General features: G+C 60.2%; 18 protein-coding genes and 2 pseudogenes. 9 read left to right on the top strand and 11 right to left on the bottom strand.

Translation table 11 applies throughout. The features are described 5' to 3' along the window. Positions 1-211: 211 nt before the first annotated feature. The 4 genes from PY650_RS21515 to PY650_RS21500 all read left to right on the top strand — a co-directional run bounded on the left by PY650_RS21515 (position 212) and on the right by PY650_RS21500 (position 4,472). Positions 212-1,459 carry an ABC transporter substrate-binding protein gene (locus PY650_RS21515; protein WP_285881574.1) on the top strand — a complete coding sequence of 416 codons (1,248 nt, stop codon included), beginning with the start codon at positions 212-214 and terminating at the stop codon, positions 1,457-1,459. Positions 1,460-1,536: 77 nt separating this feature from the next. Beyond that, entirely contained in the window at positions 1,537-2,475 is a 939-nt protein-coding gene (locus PY650_RS21510) for a carbohydrate ABC transporter permease (protein ID WP_285881573.1), read from the top strand. Continuing rightward, on the top strand, positions 2,475-3,383 hold the full coding sequence (locus PY650_RS21505) for a carbohydrate ABC transporter permease (protein WP_285881572.1): 909 nt from the start codon (positions 2,475-2,477) through the stop codon (positions 3,381-3,383). Before PY650_RS21510 ends, PY650_RS21505 begins: the two co-directional genes overlap by 1 nt. Before the next feature lie 3 nt (positions 3,384-3,386). Continuing rightward, complete coding sequence (locus PY650_RS21500) at positions 3,387-4,472, top strand: ABC transporter ATP-binding protein (RefSeq protein WP_285881571.1); 1,086 nt, start codon at positions 3,387-3,389, stop codon at positions 4,470-4,472. Between the two features lie 48 nt (positions 4,473-4,520). Here PY650_RS21500 and PY650_RS21495 read toward each other — a convergent pair whose 3' ends face one another. The 11 genes from PY650_RS21495 to PY650_RS21445 form a co-directional block, all read right to left on the bottom strand. Continuing rightward, complete coding sequence (locus tag PY650_RS21495) at positions 4,521-5,582, bottom strand: class I SAM-dependent methyltransferase (RefSeq protein ID WP_285881570.1); 1,062 nt, start codon at positions 5,580-5,582, stop codon at positions 4,521-4,523. A gap of 182 nt (positions 5,583-5,764) precedes the next feature. After that, positions 5,765-6,316, bottom strand: a complete 552-nt coding sequence (locus tag PY650_RS21490) for a glutathione peroxidase (RefSeq protein ID WP_285881569.1) — start codon at positions 6,314-6,316, stop codon at positions 5,765-5,767. Positions 6,317-6,395: 79 nt separating this feature from the next. Further along, positions 6,396-8,246 carry an ABC transporter ATP-binding protein gene (locus PY650_RS21485; RefSeq protein ID WP_285881568.1) on the bottom strand — a complete coding sequence of 617 codons (1,851 nt, stop codon included), beginning with the start codon at positions 8,244-8,246 and terminating at the stop codon, positions 6,396-6,398. A gap of 51 nt (positions 8,247-8,297) precedes the next feature. Continuing rightward, the gene (locus tag PY650_RS21480; RefSeq protein WP_285881567.1) at positions 8,298-9,056 is read right to left on the bottom strand and encodes a DUF1028 domain-containing protein; all 759 of its coding nucleotides are present in this window, start codon (positions 9,054-9,056) and stop codon (positions 8,298-8,300) included. Positions 9,057-9,062: 6 nt separating this feature from the next. Then, entirely contained in the window at positions 9,063-10,850 is a 1,788-nt protein-coding gene (locus tag PY650_RS21475; protein ID WP_285881566.1) for a gamma-glutamyltransferase family protein, read from the bottom strand. A gap of 21 nt (positions 10,851-10,871) precedes the next feature. Continuing rightward, positions 10,872-11,747: an ABC transporter permease gene (locus PY650_RS21470; protein WP_285881565.1), complete on the bottom strand. Its 876-nt coding sequence runs from the start codon at positions 11,745-11,747 to the stop codon at positions 10,872-10,874. Beyond that, entirely contained in the window at positions 11,744-12,691 is a 948-nt protein-coding gene (locus PY650_RS21465) for an ABC transporter permease (RefSeq protein ID WP_285881564.1), read from the bottom strand. The genes PY650_RS21470 and PY650_RS21465 overlap by 4 nt, the downstream gene beginning before the upstream one ends. 80 nt (positions 12,692-12,771) lie before the next feature. Further along, positions 12,772-14,280 carry an ABC transporter substrate-binding protein gene (locus PY650_RS21460; RefSeq protein WP_285881563.1) on the bottom strand — a complete coding sequence of 503 codons (1,509 nt, stop codon included), beginning with the start codon at positions 14,278-14,280 and terminating at the stop codon, positions 12,772-12,774. 89 nt (positions 14,281-14,369) lie between these two features. After that, positions 14,370-15,107: a FadR/GntR family transcriptional regulator gene (locus PY650_RS21455; RefSeq protein WP_285881562.1), complete on the bottom strand. Its 738-nt coding sequence runs from the start codon at positions 15,105-15,107 to the stop codon at positions 14,370-14,372. 158 nt (positions 15,108-15,265) lie between these two features. Beyond that, a complete protein-coding gene (locus PY650_RS21450) occupies positions 15,266-16,711 on the bottom strand; it encodes a M81 family metallopeptidase (protein WP_285881561.1) in 1,446 nt (481 codons plus the stop codon). 9 nt (positions 16,712-16,720) lie between these two features. Next, positions 16,721-17,854, bottom strand: coding sequence for an ROK family transcriptional regulator (locus PY650_RS21445; protein ID WP_285881560.1), 1,134 nt, complete (start codon positions 17,852-17,854; stop codon positions 16,721-16,723). A gap of 132 nt (positions 17,855-17,986) precedes the next feature. Between PY650_RS21445 and PY650_RS21440 the strand changes: the two genes are divergently transcribed. From PY650_RS21440 to PY650_RS21420, 5 genes and pseudogenes are all read left to right on the top strand, one after another. Then, the gene (locus tag PY650_RS21440; protein ID WP_285881559.1) at positions 17,987-18,193 is read left to right on the top strand and encodes a hypothetical protein; all 207 of its coding nucleotides are present in this window, start codon (positions 17,987-17,989) and stop codon (positions 18,191-18,193) included. A gap of 115 nt (positions 18,194-18,308) precedes the next feature. Then, positions 18,309-18,607, top strand: a pseudogene (locus tag PY650_RS21435) (aldehyde dehydrogenase family protein); the annotation flags it as partial. Between the two features lie 132 nt (positions 18,608-18,739). Next, entirely contained in the window at positions 18,740-19,216 is a 477-nt protein-coding gene (locus PY650_RS21430) for a nucleoside deaminase (protein ID WP_285881558.1), read from the top strand. Between the two features lie 248 nt (positions 19,217-19,464). Next, positions 19,465-20,961 (top strand): MDR family MFS transporter, encoded by a 1,497-nt coding sequence (locus PY650_RS21425; protein WP_285881557.1) that lies wholly within the window; start codon positions 19,465-19,467, stop codon positions 20,959-20,961. An 18-nt stretch (positions 20,962-20,979) separates the two neighbouring features. Then, positions 20,980-21,351, top strand: a pseudogene (locus PY650_RS21420) (alcohol dehydrogenase catalytic domain-containing protein); the annotation flags it as partial. Positions 21,352-21,380: the final 29 nt, after the last annotated feature.

Genomic DNA, 21,380 nt, shown 5'->3' with positions numbered 1-21,380 from the left:
GGTTATAGAGAGTTAGGAGAATTGGCAGTCCTCCCAGACTGCACACTTGACGAGCGGGCAATGCCGAGGAAGCATTGCCTGTTCGCTGCGGGGAATGGAGGCCCGGCGGCGCGGTTTTGGAGGGCCACAGCATTCGGCACCCGATGGTCTTGAGACGGCGGCGGCTGAAATACAGGCGTTCAGAAGAACGCCATAAATGGAGGAGGAGCATATGCGTGGATTGTTAATGGCATTGGTTGGCGCAACGGCGCTGATCGCGCTGGGCGTCACCGGCGCTCAGGCTGAAGGAAAGAGAGCCGAGGTCCTACACTGGTGGACATCTGGCGGCGAAGCCGCCGCTGTGCGGGAGCTCGCCAATACATTCAATGCCGCCGGTGGCCAATGGGTCGACACCGCGATCGCGGGGTCCGGCTCGACCGCGCGTCCGATCGGCATTAACCGAATCATCGGTGGCAACCCGCCAACGGCGATGCAGTTCAACACTGGCACGCAGATGAACGACCTGGCACAGCAGGGTCTGCTGCGTCCGCTCGACGATCTTGCCAAGCAACAGGACTGGAAATCGGCGCTGACGCCCGCCTTCTATGAAGCCATCCAGTTTCAGGGTCATATCTACGGCGCACCGATCAACAATCATGGCCAGAACTGGATCTTCTATTCCAAGGCTGTCTTCCAGAAGGCAGGCGTGACCTCGGAGCCGAAGACCTGGGAAGAGATGTTTGCCGCTCTCGACAAGATCAAGGCCGCTGGCCTCATTCCTGTCGCCGTCGGCGGCCAGCCCTGGCAGCTTCAGTCGATGTTTAACTCCATTCTGCTTGGCGAGGGCGGCAAAGACCTGTACGCCAAGGTCTGGAAGGATCTCGACACTGATGCCGTCAAGTCCGACAAATTCAAGCACGTAGCGGAAGTCTTCGCGAAGCTGCGCAACTATCAGGATCCGGGCAGCCCGAACCGTGACTGGAACGTGGCGACCGGCATGCTGATCGACGGCAAGGCCGGCATCCAGTTCATGGGCGACTGGGCAAAGGGCGAGTTCATCCATGCCAACATGGTTGCCGACAAGGATTTCGGTTGCATTCTCGGACCGGGTGAATCCAACTTCATGATGGGTGGCGATATCTTCGTCTTCCCGGTCCTGAAGGATGCGAAGGCGACCGATGCCCAGACGCTGCTTGCGACTGTGATTATGTCCAAGGAAGGCCAGCTCGCCTTCAACTCCAAGAAGGGCTCCGTGCCGGTCCGCCTCGACGTTGACACGTCCAAGCTCGACGCCTGCGCGCAGAAGGGCCTGATGGCGCTCAAGGATCCGACCCGGCAGATCCTGGCGCCGGATGTGCTCACCGCGCAGGACATCGTTCAGACCGAACAGGACCTTGTCGCACAGTACTGGACCACGCCGAGCATGACGGCCGACCAGTTCGCTGAGCAGTTCGCAAAGGTCATCGAACAGGCGAAGTAAGCCTCATCCGACATCCATGCGGCGGTGGGGCCTACCCTGCCGCCGGTTTCCATGAATGCGCTGGAGGAGCTATATCCATGAGTACCCCGCAAACTGCTGCCGGAGCCCTCGCCGCGACCGTCGCTGGGAAGGCTGCCACCAAGAAGAAGAGACATCTTTCCGCCTATATTGCGCTGTTCCCAGCCTTTATCATCGTGTTGCTCGCCTATGTCGTGACGGTTGTCTGGAACATCTGGATATCGTTTACCGACAGCAAGGTGCTGCCGGTAAACATCTTTGTCGGCACCAAACAGTACGAACGACTGTTCACGACAGCACGCTGGCTGATATCGCTGCAGAACGTCGTCGTCTTCGGCGTACTCTTCATTGCTGGCTGCCTGATCCTCGGCTTTCTTCTGGCTGTCGCGCTTGATCAGAAGGTCCGCTTCGAAAATACGTTCCGGACGATCTTCCTCTATCCCTTCGCGATGTCCTTCATTGTTACCGGGCTCGTCTGGCAATGGATCATGAACCCGACGCTCGGCCTGCAAAGGGTCGCCGACGCGGTCGGGTTCACTTGGATCCGCTTTGACTGGATCGTCCAAAGCGACCTGGCACTCTATGTCATCGTACTTGCCGGCATCTGGCAATCGTCCGGATTGGTCATGGCGATCATGCTGGCGGGATTGCGCGGCGTCGATCGTGAACTCTGGAAGGCGACACGCATCGACGGCATACCGACATGGCGCGTCTATCTCCACATCGTCATTCCAATCCTGAGACCGACCATCATCACCGCCAGCGTGCTACTGGCGATCGCCGTGGTCAGGGTCTACGAATTGGTACTGGCGACCACCGGCGGCGGACCGGGAATATCGACCGAGGTGCCGGGAAAATTCATCATGGATTACCTCTTCGGCCGCGGCAATATCGGTCTTGCAACCAGTGCCTCGACGGTCATGTTCATCACCGTGGTCATTCTGGTCACGCCGTGGCTCTACTACGAATATTTCCGTGAAAAACCAAGGGGGAACTGATGACAATGCCATCTTCCGTCGCAAAGGTTATGGACGGTCCGTCGGGGCATAAGCCGCAGCATCTGTCCCCGGCGCGCATCGGCCTCTATGCCTTTCTTGTGATAGCGGCGCTGTTCTTCCTCCTGCCGCTCTATGTGATGATCGTCACCTCGCTGAAATCCATGCCGGAAATCCGGCAAGGCAATATCTTCGCCTTTCCGCAAGTCTGGACCGGCGAAGCCTGGGTGCAGGCGTGGAGCACGGCTTGTACGGGCCTTGAGTGCGGCGGCATCAGCGTCGGCTTCTGGAATTCGGTGAAGATCCTGATACCGAGCATGATAATGTCGATCTTCATTTCGTCACTGACCGGCTATGCGCTGTCTTTCTGGCGGGTGAGGGGAGCGAATGTTCTCTTTGCCATCCTGTTGCTTGGCGCTTTCATTCCCTATCAGGTGTTCATCTATCCGCTGGTGCTCATCTACCGCGGCGTCGGCGTCTATTCGACGCTTCCTTGCATCATCATCACCCATACGGTCTTCGGCTTGCCGGTATTGACGCTGCTGTTTCGCAACTATTATTCCAGCCTGCCGATGGAGTTGTTCAAGGCCGCCCGTGTCGATGGCGCGGGACTGTGGCAGATCTTCTTCCGGCTGATGCTCCCCATGTCGATCCCGATCCTTGTGGTGGCGGGGATCCTGCAGGTCACCGGCATCTGGAACGACTTCCTTTTCGGCGTCGTTTTCGCCGGCCGGGAAAACTTTCCGATGACGGTTCAGCTCAACAATATCGTCAATTCGACCCAGGGCGAGAAGCTTTACAACGTCAATATGGCGGCGACTATCCTCACGGCTCTGGTTCCGCTGATCGTTTATTTCGGTTCGGGTCGCTGGTTCGTGCGCGGTATCACCGCGGGTGCAGTCAAGGGATAACTCATGGCCAATGTTTCCATTCGCGAACTCGCTATCGATTTCGGCACCGTCAGCGTTCTGAAATCGTTGAATATTGAAATCCAGTCGGGCGAGTTTATCGTCCTTCTCGGGCCCTCCGGCTGTGGCAAGTCCACATTGCTCAACGCCATTGCCGGCCTCACCGACATCAGCAGCGGCCAGATCTGGATCGGCGACAGGAACGTTACCTGGGAGGAGCCGAAAGACCGAGGCATCGGCATGGTCTTTCAGTCCTATGCGCTCTATCCGACGATGACGGTCGAGGGAAATCTCTCCTTCGGACTGCGCATCGCCGGCATGGACAAGGACGAGATCGCCAAGCGTGTCGATCGCGCCGTGCAGATCCTGCAGATCGACCCGTTGCGCAAACGCCGGCCAGGCGAACTTTCCGGCGGCCAGCGCCAGCGCGTCGCTATTGGCCGCGCACTGGTGCGCGACGTCGATGTCTTCCTGTTCGACGAGCCGCTTTCCAACCTCGACGCCAAGCTGCGCACCGAGCTGCGTGTCGAGTTGAAGCGGCTGCATGCCGGGCTTGGTTCGACGATGATCTATGTCACGCACGACCAGATCGAGGCACTGACGCTCGCTGACCGTATCGCTGTCATGAGCGGCGGCGTCATCCAGCAGTTCGCGGCACCGAAGGAAATCTATCGCCGGCCGGTCAACCGTTTTGTCGCCGGCTTTGTCGGCTCGCCGTCCATGAACTTCCTGTCGGGGCAGGTCACGAGCAATGGCGGCACGCCTGCCTTCATTTTGCCCGACGGCCGCAAGATCGATCTGAATGGCTATGAATTCTCGGGCACGCCCGGCGAAGGTCGCCCCGCAACGCTCGGTGTACGGCCGGAACAGATGCAGTTTGCCGCTTCCAATGGCCGCATGTCCAGCCTGCCTGCAACCTTCAGCATCGTCGAGCCCATGGGCTCGGACAATTTGGTCTGGGGTCAGATCGGCAAGGAGACCATGTCGGTGCGTATCGATGCCGACGAGGAGGTTGCACTGGAGAGCGAGCAGCCGGTCTATTTCCAGCCGGCGCTGGCATCGCTGTTCGGCGAAGACGGCCGGCGTCTATAAAAGATCAAGCTGCGGCCGCCCGCTCGACGCAGCGCGCGGCCGTAGTGTTCATGCCCTCACTTCGAAGACCATGTTGAACGGCGTTTCGGTTGCCTTGCGGAAATGCGAGTAGCCCGCGTCCATGGCAACCTTGCGCAGTTTCATCTCGCCGGCTTGCGCGCCCAAACCCAGCCCGACTTCCTGCGACAGCGAGGCCGGCGTGCAAATCATCGTCGATGCGCCGTAGTAGACACGGCCGACGGGATTGAGATTGTCCTTCAGGCAATCATGCGCAAAGGGCTCGACGATCATCCACGTGCCGTCGTCGGCGAGACTTTCCTTGACATGTCTGCCGGCGCCGACAGGGTCGCCCATGTCGTGCAGGCAATCGAACATCGCCACGAGGTCGTAGCCCGCAGCCGGAAAATCCTTGGCGCTCGCCTGCTCGAAGGTGATGCGTCCATCGACACCCGCCTCCTTCGCCGCCGCTTTCGCCCGCTCGATCGAGGGCAGGTGATAGTCGAAGCCGAAGAAGGTCGAGTTGGGATAGGCCTGCGCCATCAAGATGGTCGAGGCACCATGGCCGCAGCCGACATCGGCGACAGCCGCACCGGCTTGAAGCTTTTCCTGTACGCCCTTCAGCGCGGGAATCCATTCCGAAACGAGATGGCTGTTGTAGCCCGGCCGGAAGAATCGCTCCGTGCCGCGGAACAGGCAGGCGCTGTGTTCATGCCAGCCAAGACCGCTACCGGTCTTGAAAGCATTGACGATTTTCGGCTCGTCGAGCCACATGGATTGAACGACGTCGAAAGCGCCGGTGAAGAAGGCGGGACTGTTTTCCTCCGCAAACACCATGGCCTGTTCGGGCGTCAGGTAGAAGCGCTCATTCTTTTCGTCATAGCTGACATACTCCGCCGCAGCCTGGGCCGACAGCCATTCACGCACATAGCGCTCCTTCACGCCGACCTTGTCAGCCAATTCCGCCGAGGTCATCGGTGTGCCGTCCGCCATGGCCCTGAACAGGCCCAGATGATCCCCAAGTGTCACCAACACGCCCGAAACCGCAGCGCCGAGATCGCCGACCAGGCGTCCGACGAGGGCGTCGAGTTTCTGCATATCAGGTTCGCGCATGACATCCTCCTCCCATCAGAACTGATGCAGTCGTTCCGTCCGGATATATTCGGAAGTCGGAATGTACTCCGGGGTGGGAGGGGTGGCAATGATACGACCGGGCTAAGCACCCTCGGCTGGCCCTTCTGGAAAGGCGTAACCTATTGAGATCACGCTGTATTTTTGGAGCTGCGCGGACTGCCTCAGCCGGCGCGGGCCAGCTCTTTTTCCAGAACGGCGAGCAATCGCGGATCGTCTGCCGTAACGTCAGGTGCAAAGCGCGCAGCAACCTTGCCGTCGCGGCTGATCAGGAATTTTTCGAAATTCCAGACGATGCCGCCGTCCTGTCCGGTATGCAGACCGTGTTCGGCAAGGCGTTCCCGCATCGGCCCGTCACCCGTCGTTTCGATGCCGGAAGCGATCAGGCTGTCGTAGAGCGGATGCCGATCCTCGCCTGTCACCGCGATCTTGGAAAACATCGGAAACTGAACGTCATAAGTCAGGGTGCAGAAGCTCAGGATCTCGTCATTCGTGCCGGGCTCCTGGCCTTTGAAATCATTGGCAGGAAAGCCAGCGATGACGAGACCGTCGTTGCGCTTGTCCTCATAGAGCTTTTCCAGCCCTTCATATTGCACCGTCAGTCCGCATTTGGAGGCGACATTGACGACCATGATGACCTTGCCGCGATAGTCGGCAAGCGTGGTCTCGCTGCCGTCAATCCTCTTCACCGGAATATCGAGCACGGTATCAGTCATCACAATCACTCCAAATCATTTTGAAAACGGGCCGCCGATATCAACGCTGGAGCCCGCAGAAGTCAACCGCACGATTGCGTTACGCTGCCTCGTCCAGCCGCACCAGGTGGCCATTCGCAACCTCCCGATATTGGCGCGCCGGCGCACTATAGCCGACTGGCCGCACCGGGCTCTTCAGCTCGTCGACGGCGAGATTGCGCTTGATGCCGCGTCGTGAGGGATCCGGCACCGGGACGGCCGCCATCAGTTTCTTCGTGTAGGGATGCTGCGGGTTTTCGAATACCGAGGCACGCGGGCCGATCTCGACGATCTCGCCGAGATACATCACCGCGACGCGATGGCTCACTCGTTCGACGACCGCCATGTCGTGTGAGATGAAGAGGTAAGCGAGATTGAGGCTCTGCTGCAGGTCCATCAAGAGGTTGCAGACCTGTGCCTTGATCGAGACATCGAGAGCCGAGACGCTTTCGTCGGCCACAATGACCTTCGGGTCGAGAGCGAGCGCACGGGCAATGCAGATGCGCTGACGCTGGCCGCCGGAAAATTCATGCGGGTAGCGCGACATCATATCGGCCGTCAGCCCGACACGCTCCAAGAGGTCGGCGGCTTTCTCGCGCGCCTGGGCTCGGGTGCCGAGCCCGTGTTCGATGAATGGCTCGGCGACAGCGGCGCCGATGGTCATGCGTGGGTTGAGGCTGGCGAACGGATCCTGGAAGATCATCTGGATGCTGCGGCGCATGCGGCGCAGATTGTGCGCATCGAGCTTCATCACGTCGTAGCCGTCGAGACGGACTTCCCCGGCATTGGGATCGATCAGGCGCATGATCGAGCGTCCGGTCGTCGATTTGCCACAGCCGGATTCGCCGACGAGCGACAGCGTCTCGCCCTGGGCAAGATCGAAGGAAACGTTCTCGACGGCGTGGATAGCGCCAGTGGTGCGTCCGAGCAGCCCGCCATGAATATTGAAACGGGTCACGAGATTCTTCACCTCGAGAATCGGCGTCTTGCCGCGATCAACCGTACCGGCGAGCGCGGTCGGCTCCGTCCGCTCACCGGTGCTTGCGTCGACGATTGGGAAGCGCAGCGGCTGCGGCTGCTCTTTCATCGAGCCAAGCCGCGGCACGGCAGAGAGGAGGGCGCGGGTATAGGGGTGCTGGCCGCGATGGAAGATAGCGTCGGTGTTGCCGGTCTCGACCGCTTCGCCGCGATACATGACGATGGTTCGGTCGGAAATTTCGGCAACGACGCCCATGTCGTGCGTGATGAAAAGGACGGACATGCCTTCCTCTTCCTGCAGAACCTTGATGAGATCGAGGATTTGCCCCTGAATGGTGACGTCGAGCGCCGTCGTCGGTTCGTCGGCAATCAGAAGTTTCGGGCGGGAGGCCAGCGCCATCGCGATCATGACGCGCTGGCGCATGCCGCCGGAAAACTGATGCGGATATTCGTCAAAGCGGGAGGATGCGTTCGGAATGCGCACTTTTTCGAGCAGGCGGATGGTCTGGGCCTTGGCTTCGGCCTTGGAGATATCGCCATGGCACGTAAGCGCCTCGGAAATCTGCCTTCCGATGGTGAAGATCGGATTGAGGCTAGTCATGGGCTCTTGGAAGATCATGGCGACATCCTTGCCCCGCACCTTGCGCATTTCATTGTCCGAGAGCGAAAGTATGTCGCGACCGTTGATCTTGATCGAGCCTTCGATGCGGCTGCCGTCCCTGGCGAGCAGCCGCATGATCGAAAGCGACGTGACACTCTTGCCGGAGCCGGATTCTCCGACAATCGCCACCGTTTCGCCCGGCATGACATCGAAGGAGATGTTCTTCACGACCGTGCGCCATTCGCCGTCGGCAAGGAACGATGTCGTCAGGTTCGAGACGGAGAGGACGGGGTTTGCGTCTATGTTCGTCTGCTGAGCGGCTACGTCTGTCATGGGCTCACCTTTATGATCTAGCGTATCGTATCAGGCATTATGCGGCGCCGCTCATGACGGCTTTGGCGACGTGGCGAAGGAGGCTGACGCGCGGCCTTCGGCAATCCTTGCGGCCTCGAGCGCCGCGATCTTTTCGTCGATCTCGCGGCGGTCGATCATGCCGCTCGGGTTCTGCCGGGTGGGCGTGGTCTCGGCAACATGCAGGTAGCGTTCCTGTGCGACGGCATAGAGCCGCTCGAGCTCGGTCAGCGGATCGGCACTGTCATCGACGCGGATGTTCAGCCAGGCATAGTCCTGGTCGCGATAGATCACCAAAGCAGCCGATTGCTTGCCGCGCTTGTCGCCTCCAGCGTGCTCGCCGGCACGCATGGCTTCGAGCAGCCGCTCGGCGAGCGGCTTGCCCTTTGTTCTCTTGAAGGTCGACAAAGTCTCTGCGATCACCTGCGGACCGGCCAGCATATTGCCGGCAACCGAGACATTTTGGTCGATTAGATGCCCGGCCCAGTCGATGCATTTGGCGCCAGTGAAAGCGGCATTTTTGCCCTTGCTGTCGATCAGGTGGAACTGACGCTGTTCGCGGCCTTCGTCGCGGGCGGTCAATGTCTTGATGATTTCCTCCGGCGCATGGCCGGTGGCAAGCATGGCCAGACCATCGATGCCGTAAAGCGGGCTGCTGAACGCCTGCGTCGCGACGGCGCCAATGCCGCCGCGAATATTTGGTACGATGCTGCCGACCGCGAAGAAGCGGGTGGCAACCGCGATGGCGAGGTGGCCAGTTTCCGGCTCGCGCGTAACGATCGACCAGGTCATAAGCGCTTACCTCCCGACCGCATAGGCCTGCATTAGACGCGGCGTGGCGGCCGCGCGCAGCAGGCCGCTTACGTCGCGTCGCGCTGCGGTCAGCCGGCCGACCGTCCATTCCGGTGCAACTGTCAACTTGTGGCCTTTCTTGCGCAGTGCGTCGAGCACCTCGGCGCCGAAATTTTCCTCCGCCGTGATGCTGCCGGGGTCGCGGGTGCGGGGGTAGAAGGAGCTCGGGAAATGCGAGGTGTGGAACAGCGGCTGATCGATCGCCTCCTGCAGGTTCATGTGGTGATGAGCATAGCGCAGGAAGAAGGCGAGCTGCCATTGCTCCTGCTGATCGCCGCCAGGTGTGCCAAAGGCGAGCGTCGGGCGGCCCTCGTAAAGGCCAAGCGATGGCGTCAGCGTGGTGCGTGGCCGCTTGCCGGGCGCGAGCGACGAAGGCAGGCCGGGTTTCAACCAGAACATCTGCGCACGCGAATTGAGGCAGAAGCCGAGGCCGGGAACGACTGGCGAGGATTGCAGCCATCCGCCCGATGGCGTTACCGAGACCATGTTGCCTTCGCGGTCGATGACGTCGATATGAACGGTGTCGCCGCGCTTTTCCGTCAGGTGCGACATCGTCGGCTCGTAGACTGCGCCACCCTTGGCCTCCGGCGTTTCCAGCATATCCATAGTGAGGTCATACTGGTTTTCGAAGCCGGATAGCCTGCCGGGACGCAGGGAATGGGAAGCCTCCGAGGTGATCAACTTGCTGCGTTCCGCGGCATAGGCGTTTGACAACAGGATATCGAGCGGCACCTTGGTGAAGTTCGGATCGCCGTAATAGACCTCGCGATCGGCGAAAGCGAGTTTCATGGCTTCCGTGATGATGTGCACGAAATCCGCCCCGGCAGGATCCATGGCCGAGAGATTGAAGCCTTTCAGCAGCGACAGTGTCTGCAGGAAGGCCGGGCCTTGACCCCAGGGGCCGATCTTGGCGATCGTCCAGCCATGATAGTCATAGGTCAGCGGCTCCTCGATCGTTGCCGACCAATTGGCCATGTCGGCGGCGGTCAGTACGCCCCTGTGGCGTTGGCCGCTCGCATCCATGACTTCGGCCTCGCGCACGTAGCTGTCGATCGCCTCTGCGACGAAGCCGCGATAATAGGCGTCGCGGGCAGCATCGATCTGCGTCTCGCGGCCACTCTTGCTTTCCGCTTCCGAGACAATGCGCTTCCAGGTTTCGGCAAGGATGGGGTTCTTGAAGTTTGACCAAGGCTCGGGAGCCGAGCCGCCCGGCAGCCAGGTTTCGTAGGAGCTTGGCCACTCTTTGCGATAGAATTCGGCGAGGCCGGCAATGGTAGCAGAGACACGTGGCAACACTGGATGACCGTGCTCGGCATAGTGGATTGCCGGTTCCAAGACATCGCGGACGGTGAGCTTGCCGTAGTCGCGCAGCATCAGCATCCAGCCGTCGAAGGCGCCGGGGACAACGGTTGCGAGCAGGCCGTCGCCGGGGATCAGCGACAGGCCTTCGCCTTTATAATGCTCGAGGGTGGCACCGGCGGGAGCGGTCCCCTGGGCACAGACGACTTCAACCTTGTCCTTCTTCTTCGAATAGATGACCGCAGGCATGTCGCCGCCCGGCCCACATAGATGCGGCTCGACGATCTGCAGAACGAAGCCTGTCGCCACCGCCGCATCGAACGCGTTGCCGCCCTTTTCGAGAATGCTCATCCCGACCGCTGAGGCGATCCAGTGGGTGGAGGTGACGACACCAAACGTGCCTAGGATTTCAGGACGAGTTGTAAATGCGGTCATGGCAGAAGTCCTTTCGAAAATTCATACTTCGCGCGGGTCGAGCGCGTCGCGCAGGCCGTCGCCGAGCAGATTGAAACCGATGACGACGAGGAAAATGGCCGCGCCTGGCCACATGGCCATCCAGGGCGCCTGCTCTAGGTAGTTCTTGGCGACATTGAGCATCGATCCCCAGCTAGGCGCCGGCGGTTGCTGGCCGAGGCCCAAGAAGGAGAGACTGGCCTCGGCGATGATCGCCGTTGCAATGGTGAGCGTTGCCTGCACCAGGATAGGCGCAAAAACGTTCGGCAGGATGTAGCGGATGATGATGCTGAAATGGCGCAGGCCTATCGAGCGTGCGCCTTCGACATATTCTTCCGTTTTCACCGCAAGCACCTGGCCGCGCGTCAGGCGCACGAAGACAGGCGTCGCCGAAAGTCCGATGGCAATCATCGCATTGGTCAGGCTCGGCCCAAGAAAGGCGGCGAGCGCGATCGCGGTGATGAGAAAGGGCATTGCCAGGAAAGCTTCGGTGATGCGCGAGACGATCTGGTCGATCCAGCCGCCGTAATAGCCGGAGATAAGGCCGAAGGGTACGCCGATGGCGACCGCAATGGCGACAGAAAAGATGCCGGCCATCAGAGAGGCGCGCGCCCCCCAGATCATGCGCGAGAGAATGTCGCGGCCGATATCGTCGGTGCCGAGCCAATGGGCGGCCGACGGCGCCTTGCGGATGGTCGACCAACTCGTCGCGACCGGATCGGCCAGCGGCAACACCGGCGCCAGAATGGCGAGCGCGGCAAAGAAGAGGATGATGGCGAGGCCGAGCAGCGCCCCTTTGTTGGCCTTCAATTTGCGCCAGGCGCGGTTCGGCGCGCGTTTAACCGGGGCTGCAATTGACGTCTGCGGGATCGCGGTCATAGGGCGGCCCTCAGGCGTGGGTTGAGGAGAACATAAAGGACATCGGCGATCAGATTCATCCCAATAAAGCCGACGGCGGTGCAGAGCACGACACCCTGGACGACGGCATAGTCGCGGTTGAAGACGGCATCGACGATGAGCTTGCCGAAACCGGGAATGGTAAAGATCTGCTCGGTCAGAACGGCACCCGCCAGCAGTTCGCCGAAGAGCAGCGTGCTGACGGTGACAACCGGCAGTATGGCGTTGCGAAAAGAGTGGCTGAGAACGACGGCAGCTTCTGGAAGGCCCTTGGCGCGAGCCGTGCGGATGTAATCTGTGCTGAGCACGCTCAGCATCGACGAGCGCGTGTGGCGCATCAGCGTCGCGGCGAGCGCATTGCCGAGCACGAAGGACGGCATCAGCATGGTCTGGATCGATCGCAGAGGATCATCGAAGAACGGTTGATAGCCGGAAGCCGGAAGCCAGTGAAGTTTCACCGATATCAGCAGGATCAACATGATCCCGAGCCAGAAATTCGGCACGGACAATCCGCACAGGGCGACGATATTGGCAAGAAAGTCGATGACGGTATTCTTTTTGACCGCCGCCAATATGCCCATGGGGATGCCGATGACGAAGGCGAATATCATCGACATGACGGCGAGTTGGATCGTTACCGGCAGCTTTTCGGCAACCAGCGTCAACACTGGTTGGTTGGTGCGCAGCGAAATGCCGAGGTCGCCGCTGACAGCACCCTTCAGCCAATAACCGTACTGGTAGACCACCGGATCGTTCAGCCGGTATTTCTCGCGGAGGAACTCGATGATCTTCGGGTCACGCTCTTCGCCGGCCATCGAAAGGACCGGATCGCCCGGCAGAAGCTTCTGCAGGGAGAAAACGAAGATGGAAATGATCAGCAGCGTCGGTATGGCGACCAGCAGCCGTTTTCCGATGAAGGTATACATGACCAGATCCTGACTTCGTCGTCGATCGCGGGAGAGGGCCATGCGGAGGATAACCCAGAACTCTGCATGGCACTTTTGCGTTAGCTGTTCTTCTTCACGCCCACGAGGCGGATCATGCCGTCCGGCGAGGGCACGAAGCCGGTGACCTTCTTGTTATAGGCCCAGATCCATGCCTGGTGGCCGATATAGATCATCGGCAGATCGTCGTTCAGGATCGCCTGGGCGGCATCATATTTCTGCTTGCGTACAGCATTGTCCTGAGACTGGCGCGCTTCGAGCAGCAGCTTGTCGACTTCCGGATTGCTGTACTTGGAGTCGTTGAGGCCAGCACCGGTCGTCACGAACTGCTGGATGTTGCCGTCAGGATCCGCGCGGCCGGACCAATCGGAACGACTGAGCTGGTAGTTGCCGCCAGTCTGGGCATCGAGCAGCGTGGCGAATTCGGTCGGTCGCAGAGTGACGTCGAAACCCGCTTCGGCGACCATGGACTGGATGATCTGCATGGTCTGCAGAGTAACCGGATCGTTGGTGACGGCAATTTCGACCGGCAGGCGATCGAAACCGGCAGCCTTGATCAGCGCCTTTGCCTTGTCGACATCGCGGGCCGGAACGGGAATATCCTTATCGTACCACGGGCTGTTCGGCGAAAAGGGCTGATTGCCGGCAAGCGCGGTACCATCGAAGACCACCTGCATGGCAGCGTCACGATCGATTGCCAGCGAGAAGGCCTGGCGTAGGCGCTTGTCTTTGCCGAGCGGATTGTCCGCGCGCGGGCCGTTGCCGACATTGGCGTAGATCGCGAGCCAGCCCGTCCCGACGGCATCGGAATAGGAGAGATTGGAATCGCCCTTGACTGTGCCAATGTCGGACGCGGCAAGGCGTTCGATCATGTCGAGATCGCCCGAGCGCAGGTTGGCGAGGCGAACCGTCGTATCCGGGATCGGCAGGTAGGTCACCTTGTCGATGAAGATATTGTCCTTGTTCCAATAATCCTGGAACTTCTCCAGCACGATGCGGTCCTGCTGCACGCGCTCGACGAACTTGAACGGACCGGCGCAGACCGGATGATCGCCGAACTTCGCGCCCAATGCCTTGGCAGCCGTCGGCGACACGATCATGCCGGCGCGGTCGGAAAGTTGGGCGAGCAGCGTGACGTCAGGCGCCTTCAGCGTGAAGGTCACTTCGTATTCGCCCGTTGCCTCGACCTTTGCGACGGAGGAAAGCTCGCTTTTGCGGCGCGATTCCGGCATCGTCTGGTTGCGCTGGATGGTGTCCACCACGGCCTGCGCATTAAATGGCGTTTCGTCCTGGAATTTTACGCCCTGGCGCAGTTCCATCGTCAGCTGCTTGCCATCCGCGGACCATTTCCACGAGGTAGCGAGCTGCGGTACGAATTTGAGGTCAGGCGTCACGTCCACAAGCTTGTCGCAGAGCGCCGTGTAGACGATGCGGCCAACAAACGTGCGTGATTGTGCCGGATCCAGCACGTCGGCATCGTCCTGCAGGCCGATCTTCAATTCAACAGCGCAGGCCGGCAGCGCGATCAACGCGCCGGCGGCCAGCGCTGTCAAGAATTTGGCGATCTTCATGATGTTCTCCTGTTATGATTTTGTTTTCAATGCATTTCCGGCCGGTTTCCTCTCCGGCCGTCGGTCCCGGCGTCTTGGCACGCCAATGGTCATTTCAACTCCTCGGCCAGTTCCTTCTCCGGATGTTGAGCGTCCAGCGAGGTGATGCGAATGAGGCTTTCCTGCAGCACTAGCAGATGCTGGCGCATGGCTTCGGCAGCTCTGATTGGATCGCGGGCTGCGATCGCATCGATGATCGCCACGTGTTGCGCATAGGTTACTGGGCGTGTCCTGTTGATGCTGCGGGCCAATTCGCGAATGGTTTGCCATGCCTCGTCCTGGCGGACATGGTTGATGACATCGAAGATTGTCAGAAAGAACTGATTGCCGGCGCTCTGTGCGATCAGGCGATGCAACGCGCCGTCCCAGAGTTCGCGGCTATCGGCATCGCCGCTTGTGAAGATCTTTTTCGTCAGCTCGTACATGCGGTCGATATCATCGGGTTTGGCGCGCATGGCAGCGAGTTGAGCAAGCTGTGGCTCGACGCGCAGGCGCACTTCCATGATTTCCATCAGGTTGGTGCCGGCGATCAGCGAACCGACATGCTGGCTCCATTCGTCGGGGCGTTGGCCGGCATAGGTGCCCGATCCCTGGCGCCGCCAGATGCGGCCTTCGGCCTCCAGCACTTCCAAGGCCCGCCTGATGGCACGGCGGCTTACGCCGAACATCTCCGAAAGCGCGCGCTCGGTCGGCAGCTTGCCGTCTGGCTCCAGGTTGTCCGAGCCCAACAGACCCCGGAGTTTCTCCAGGGCGTGGGTCGAATTTTCCGGGAGACCGCTGGCTGCCATGGGGTTCAATGGTTCGTACCAATGTTCGATTGGTTCAATACAAATTCAACTCGCTCGCACCGTCAAGCTCTTTTTTGGGCAGTATATTGTGGTGCGCAATAGTTGTGCAGCGCACCCAATTTTGCGGCGAAAATCGGAGCGTCGTGCCGTCGCGGTGATCAGGAACGACCTGCCGAGCGTGCAGAGGGCGCCACCTCGGGCGTGAAGGTAAAATCCTTGTCGAAAGGATAGGTCGGCTTCTGCTTGCGCAGCCGCGGCAGGCGCTCAACGAACTGGTCGACGACACCGGGCGAGAGCGCCATCAGGTTCGGATTGGCGATCGGAGCCAGTTCCGGGGAGAGATAGCCGGACTTCACGACAACGATCTTGGCGCGCTGCGGATCAAGACCGAGACGCGCGAAATCGGCGATATTGTGATAGGGGCGACGTTTTGCAGACAGTACCAGATCGATGCCGCCGACCGTGACGACAGCCTGGCGGTCCGTGGCATCGTCGGTATTCAACAGGAACTTGACGGTGAACTCGGCGGTCACCGGTTTGCTGCCCTTGGTGTCTAGCGATGCGCCGACAACCAGATCGAGTTTCGCGCCGACGCCTGTGGCATAACAGGCTTCGGTTGCCGCCTTGTCGGCAATCCCGGCGAAAACGACGCCGGTCGCACCCTTGGCGATCAGCTCCGCCAGGACATCGGCGCGGTCGCCGACGCCGCCACCGGTCGGGTTATCGCCGGATTCGGCAAGCACCACCGGCATTGTCGGGCTCGCAATTGCCTTTGAGACGCACTCCTCGATCGTGCCGGTCTCGCAGCCGAAGACGAAATCCTTGCGGACATCCCAGTAGGCCTGCGCCAGCCGTTTCGCCTCGCGCTCGAGAACACAACGATCCGTGCCGGTCATGATGGCAGCGGCCGTGGCGCGCGGCTCGTCGGCCCAGACATAGCCGACCATCAGTGAGGCATCCCACACGCCGTCGATGGCATCGATGCCGGGCAGCAGCTGATAGAGGCTCTTTGCGGGATCGTCGACCGTGCTGGTGCGTTCACCGGGCAGCACGACCGGGATCGGCGCCCAGAGCAGGATTGGCTTCACGCCGGTTTTGAGGCTTTCGGTAAGCATCGTCACCGCGCGGCGCATGGTTTCCTCGACGTCGATATGCGGCGCAGTGCGATAGGTTGAATACATGTCCAATGCATCGATAATGCGCTGCGTGACATTGCCATGCAGGTCATAGCTCGCCGAAATTGTGCAGTCGTCGCCGACCAGTTCGCGGGCAGCGCTGATCCAATCGCCCTCGGCATCCTCCATGCCCTCGACATACATCGCCCCATGCATGGCGAGATACAGACCGTCGAGCGGCAGCAGCGGCTTCAACCGCTGCAGAAATTCTGCCTTGAAGGCTTCATAGGTGTGTCGGGCGACCGGACCGCCCGCGATGGCCCTGGCGTGAATCGTCGGCAGGAATTCGGCGTCATAGTCTTTGAGAAATGCGAAATAGGGCGCGGCCGTCAATTCCTCCCCCCGTACAACCAGAAAATCTTCCTCTTCGTTCAGGACGGGGTTGTACGTGCTGCATTCGATATGAATGCCACCGACGGCGATGCGCATGGGGAAACCTCAATTCGGGTTGGGGCCAATCAGGAAATTATGGGCGGCGATGCTGGCAGCCCCCCGCGCCCAGATGTCGCTATCGACGCGCTGGGTGCGGATCGGCGTCTGGCCGGCATAGCGCGGCAGCACATTGGCTTCGATCGCCTGCCGCATGACCGTGCCGAACAATCCATCGAAATTGCCTTCGACATGGGTGATCAGGATCATGCCGGGATCGTTGAACTGGATGAGGTGGGCGATCGCGAGGCCCAGGGCGGCGCCGGCCCGATGCAAAATGCGGATAGCGACGGCGTTGCCGACCGAGGCCTCTTCTTCGAGCTCGGTGAGCGAAGTGCAGGCAAGTCCCTCCGCCTTCGACATTTCCTTGATCGCCTCTACCGACGCGACCGTATCGAGGCAGCCGCGCTTGCCGCATCGACAGGGCGAGCCGTTGGGCTCGATGGTACAATGGGCGATTTCGCCTGCGCCGCCGCGATTGCCGCGATAGAGCTTGCCGCCGATAAAATGGGCGCAGCCGACGCCGTCGCCGAAGGAGACGACGCTGAAATTCTGGATGTCGCGGACACTGCCGAATAGCTTTTCACTGACGGCGACCGCCTTGGCATCATTTTCGATGAATGTCTCGATGCCGGTCTTTTGCCGGATGATCTTGGCTAGCTGTACGTCCTGCCAGCCGAGCAAGGTGGACTGCACGCAATTGGCCTGTTTCTCGTCGACGAAACCGGAGAGAGCCACGCCGAGGCCTGACAATTTGTCCGCCGCGTCCGGCCGCCGGGCGAGCAACTTTGGAAGCGCGTCGGCGATCAATCCTGCAACGATCTCCGGATCGCGCGACAGCGGCATGTTCTCCCGGGCGATGATCTTGCCATTGAGATCGCTAAGGATCATCGGTGCCGGATCTTCAAGCAGTGAAATGCCGACGAAGAACGCGGCTTCGGGATGCAAGTCGAGCAATATCGAGGGTCGGCCCTGACCGTAGACCGTCTCGGTTTCGTGCAGGACGCCGAGTGTAATGAGGTCGCGAGCGATGCCGCTCATCGCCGCCTTGCTGAGCCCCATCGACGCGGCAAGGACCGTCCGGCTGAGTGGGCCGGACTCGCTGATGACGCGCAGAAGCTGTCGCTGCGAGGAGGTCAGCAATTCGATGTTCCGCCTGGGTGTCTGCGTATTTGGCTCGACAATAAGTTCAGCAAATGAACAAATCAACCGCACGGCCGATGGATGGTAGACATCCAAAATGGGTGAACGAGATGATGATTTTCACAAGACCTCATGAAAAGCACTAGGTTGCTCGCAGTCGGCGTGATCGCTGGTTCGCTTTTATCGCCGAGCGCGGCACTGGCCAGGGCATTGAACGTCATGCAGATCGAAGCTCCGCGTTCGCTGGCGTTCACAATGAACTGGCAGGCGGATCAGCGCCATACGCTGACGCGGCCGGAGCTGCCCGGGCTCGCCAGCCGGCCGCGGTTAGCACGCTAGCCATTCCTCAGCCATTCCGCGGTTGGATCCTACCCATTCCCGACGCAATAAAGTTTCAAATTTCATGAAATTCGCGATCTATTATCGTTTTTCATGGGAAGTTATCGTTCTTCACGTTTTCACCGGTGTCACCAACGACATGACGATCGCTCGCGAGGAAATCTTCGGGCCGGTTCTCTGCGTCCTCAACTACAGGAGCGAGCAGGAGGCGATCGCAATCGCCAATGACACCATCTACGGCCTGAAGGCCTATATGCTCTCCTCCAATCCGCGCACGCCCGCACGGTCACTTGGCGCCTCGCGGCCGGCCGAGTCTTAGTCAATGGTTTTCACAATGAGCCTATGGCGCCCTTCGGCGGTTTCAAGCAATCCGGCATCGGCCGTGAATGCGGTGTTTTTGGTCTGGAAGTCTAGTTGGAGCCCGACAGCATGATCGCTGCCACTTGAACAGCGTAATTCCTGCACCAGCCTTGAAATGGCGACTTGTCAGCCGGATTTGCAACGCGCAAGCTGCTGATATTGCGATTCATTGCAAAGCGGTGACCCATGATCGCTCCTCTCGACGACGAAGTCTTTCTGCGCCGCTCCTTTGAGGTGGCGTCACGGGCGCGGCTGAATGGGAATCATCCGTTCGGTGCCATACTCGTTGGGCCTGACGGCTCAGTGCTGATGGAACAGGAAAACGCCTACAATCCAACGCAAGACATGACGGGCCACGCGGAGCGTGTGCTAATGACGAGGGCTTCGCAGCAATATTCGCCGGGTTTTCTCGTGCAATGCACGATGTACACCTCCGCAGAACCTTGCGCCATGTGCGCCGGCGCCGCCTATTGGGCCGGGGTCGGCCGCGTTGTCTATGGTCTCAGTGAAAGCCGATTGAAGGCAATCATCGGCAGTCATCCCGAAAATCCGACACTTGATCTGCCCTGTCGCGTGGTTTTTGAAGCGGGTCAGCGTAGAGTCGAGGTCGTCGGGCCGATGCTCTGCGAGGAGGCAACGGCGCTGCATGATGGCGTGTGGTGAACCGCGAATTGCTGTACCACAGGTCCAAAATTGCATAGAAGCGAGCAGTCAAGGAACAGAGTGTGCCCTGTTAAACGGTTGACACACGCTGGCATAAGTATGCATTGCTTATTACAATGATTCAGCAGGCCAACGCCCCCGTAGTTGCTTAGCCCTCCGACGTTGATCCCAAAATTCTCGTTCGCCTATGGCCGTGTCGACGGCCTGCAGGCATTCGCGGCCGGGCGGAACAGTCAGAAAGGAATGTCATGTCCAGTACGGCCGATCGTTCTAGACGTCCGTTGGTCATTGTCTCGATCATGCTCGCGACCTTCATGGTCGCGGTCGAGGCGACAATCGTTGCCACCGCCATGCCCCGCATCGTGGGCCAGCTCGGCGGCTTCACTTATTATAGCTGGGTTTTCTCTGCCTTCCTCCTGGCGCAGTCCACGACGACGGTGATCTACGGCAAGCTGTCGGATATTTTCGGCCGCAAGCCGATCCTGATCGGCGGCATCCTGGTTTTCCTCGTCGGTTCGGCGCTTGCGGGTTTTGCCTGGTCGATGGCCTCGCTGATCGCTTTCCGGTTGCTGCAGGGCCTCGGCGCCGGTGCGATCCAGCCGGTGACAATGACCGTGGTCGGCGATCTCTACAAGCTGGAGGAGCGCGCCAAAGTGCAAGGCGTACTCGCCAGCGTTTGGGCGGTATCAGCCGTTATCGGTCCGCTTGCCGGCGGCATCATCGTCAATAATTTTTCCTGGGCTTGGATCTTTTGGATCAACCTGCCGTTTGGCGTTCTGACCATCGTCGGCTTCGCCTTCTTCCTGCATGAGCAGATCACGCCGCGTGAGGCGAGGATCGATTATCTCGGCACGATCTTGTTCTCGATATCGATCATCTCGCTCCTGGTGATCCTCACCGAAACCGACTCCGGCCTCAGTATTCTCGGATCCCTCGCGATCGTCTTTGTTGTCGCGGGCGCACTGTTTCTTCTTCAAGAGCGGCGCGCGCCGGAACCGATCATCTCGATCGAGCTCTGGGGCCGGCGTTTGGTGGCGACCAGCAATGCGGCCACGCTTTTGGCCGGCATGGCTCTGATCGGGCTGACGACCATATTGCCGATCTATGTGCAGGGCGTGCTCGGCCGTTCGCCGCTGGTGGCCGGCTTTACGCTGACAATGTTGATCGTCGGCTGGCCGTTGGCGGTCATGCTGTCGAGCCGCTTCTTCCGCACGTTCGGCATTCGCAGGACGCTTCGCGTCGGCAGCTTCATGTTCCCCTTCGGATCCGCTTTCCTTCTGTTCCTGACACCGGAAAGCAGCCCGGTTCTGGCTGGTATCGGCTCTTTCCTGATGGGTTTCGGCATGGGTCTCATCAGCCTTACCAGTATCGTGCTCGTACAGGAGAGCGTGGAATGGTCGATGCGCGGCAGCGCCACAGCGTCCATCATCTTTTCGCGCAGTCTCGGCAACACGCTCGGCGCGACTGCGTTGGGTGCGGTGCTCAATATTGGAATTGTCCATTTCGGCAGCGGCGATCTGGCCGCCAAGCTGCATGATGTCCTGAACCAGCCGAGCGGACTTTCCGATCTCGCCGGTAATCCGGCGATCCGTGGCGTCTTCGATGCCGCCCTGCATTGGAGTTTCTGGGGTGTCGTCGTGGTCGCGGTCCTGACCAGTGCGACAACCTGGCTCATTCCGGTGGCGCATGACGCGGGTCGCCGGCAGATGCCAAAGACGGATGCGCAGGAAGCGATGACGCACTGACTGTCTGCCCAACTTTTAGGTTGGATCCGAACCGGCAAAAAAGCGCGCTACCGCAACCTCTGCCGCTGACGCTCGGCTCGGACCTGGGCGGCATCGTCGAGGCAATTGTCCTGGAGTGAGCGAATTTGCGGTCGGCGATGCCGTCTTCGGCCCCAGCGATCCCCGCTTTGTCGGGGCTTATGCTGACTATGCGGTCGCGTCCGCGGGGATGGTCGCCAAGAAGCCGATCTGGTTCGACGATGTCGAGGCCGCTTCCCTTCCCGTGATAGCCGTGACGGTATGGCAGGCGCTGTTCGAACAGGTAAAACTCCGGCGCGGCCGGACTGTGCCCATCCATGGTGCGGCGGCAATGTCAGTGCTTACGCCGTGCAATTCGCCAACCGCGCCGGCCCGGCAAGCGACCACATCCCGGCGGCAAA

Origin of the sequence: Martinezella calliandrae (assembly GCF_030272695.1) — a bacterium.
Lineage (GTDB): Bacteria > Pseudomonadota > Alphaproteobacteria > Rhizobiales > Rhizobiaceae > Rhizobium > Rhizobium calliandrae.
The sequence above is the reverse complement of the archived record's forward strand: the minus strand, read 5'-3'. Positions and strand labels throughout refer to the sequence as shown.

What these genes read in the sequence shown, in the direction of transcription:
- PY650_RS21470 (WP_285881565.1), bottom strand. Translation starts at nt 11,747, where the DNA reads ATGACCGCGATCCCGCAGACGTCAATTGCAGCCCCGGTTAAACGCGCG.
- PY650_RS21440 (WP_285881559.1), top strand. Translation starts at nt 17,987, where the DNA reads ATGAAAAGCACTAGGTTGCTCGCAGTCGGCGTGATCGCTGGTTCGCTT.
- PY650_RS21515 (WP_285881574.1), top strand. Translation starts at nt 212, where the DNA reads ATGCGTGGATTGTTAATGGCATTGGTTGGCGCAACGGCGCTGATCGCG.
- PY650_RS21510 (WP_285881573.1), top strand. Translation starts at nt 1,537, where the DNA reads ATGAGTACCCCGCAAACTGCTGCCGGAGCCCTCGCCGCGACCGTCGCT.
- PY650_RS21475 (WP_285881566.1), bottom strand. Translation starts at nt 10,850, where the DNA reads ATGACCGCATTTACAACTCGTCCTGAAATCCTAGGCACGTTTGGTGTC.
- PY650_RS21490 (WP_285881569.1), bottom strand. Translation starts at nt 6,316, where the DNA reads ATGACTGATACCGTGCTCGATATTCCGGTGAAGAGGATTGACGGCAGC.
- PY650_RS21480 (WP_285881567.1), bottom strand. Translation starts at nt 9,056, where the DNA reads ATGACCTGGTCGATCGTTACGCGCGAGCCGGAAACTGGCCACCTCGCC.
- PY650_RS21460 (WP_285881563.1), bottom strand. Translation starts at nt 14,280, where the DNA reads ATGAAGATCGCCAAATTCTTGACAGCGCTGGCCGCCGGCGCGTTGATC.
- PY650_RS21485 (WP_285881568.1), bottom strand. Translation starts at nt 8,246, where the DNA reads ATGACAGACGTAGCCGCTCAGCAGACGAACATAGACGCAAACCCCGTC.
- PY650_RS21505 (WP_285881572.1), top strand. Translation starts at nt 2,475, where the DNA reads ATGACAATGCCATCTTCCGTCGCAAAGGTTATGGACGGTCCGTCGGGG.
- PY650_RS21455 (WP_285881562.1), bottom strand. Translation starts at nt 15,107, where the DNA reads ATGGCAGCCAGCGGTCTCCCGGAAAATTCGACCCACGCCCTGGAGAAA.
- PY650_RS21465 (WP_285881564.1), bottom strand. Translation starts at nt 12,691, where the DNA reads ATGTATACCTTCATCGGAAAACGGCTGCTGGTCGCCATACCGACGCTG.
- PY650_RS21450 (WP_285881561.1), bottom strand. Translation starts at nt 16,711, where the DNA reads ATGCGCATCGCCGTCGGTGGCATTCATATCGAATGCAGCACGTACAAC.
- PY650_RS21495 (WP_285881570.1), bottom strand. Translation starts at nt 5,582, where the DNA reads ATGCGCGAACCTGATATGCAGAAACTCGACGCCCTCGTCGGACGCCTG.
- PY650_RS21430 (WP_285881558.1), top strand. Translation starts at nt 18,740, where the DNA reads ATGATCGCTCCTCTCGACGACGAAGTCTTTCTGCGCCGCTCCTTTGAG.
- PY650_RS21500 (WP_285881571.1), top strand. Translation starts at nt 3,387, where the DNA reads ATGGCCAATGTTTCCATTCGCGAACTCGCTATCGATTTCGGCACCGTC.
- PY650_RS21425 (WP_285881557.1), top strand. Translation starts at nt 19,465, where the DNA reads ATGTCCAGTACGGCCGATCGTTCTAGACGTCCGTTGGTCATTGTCTCG.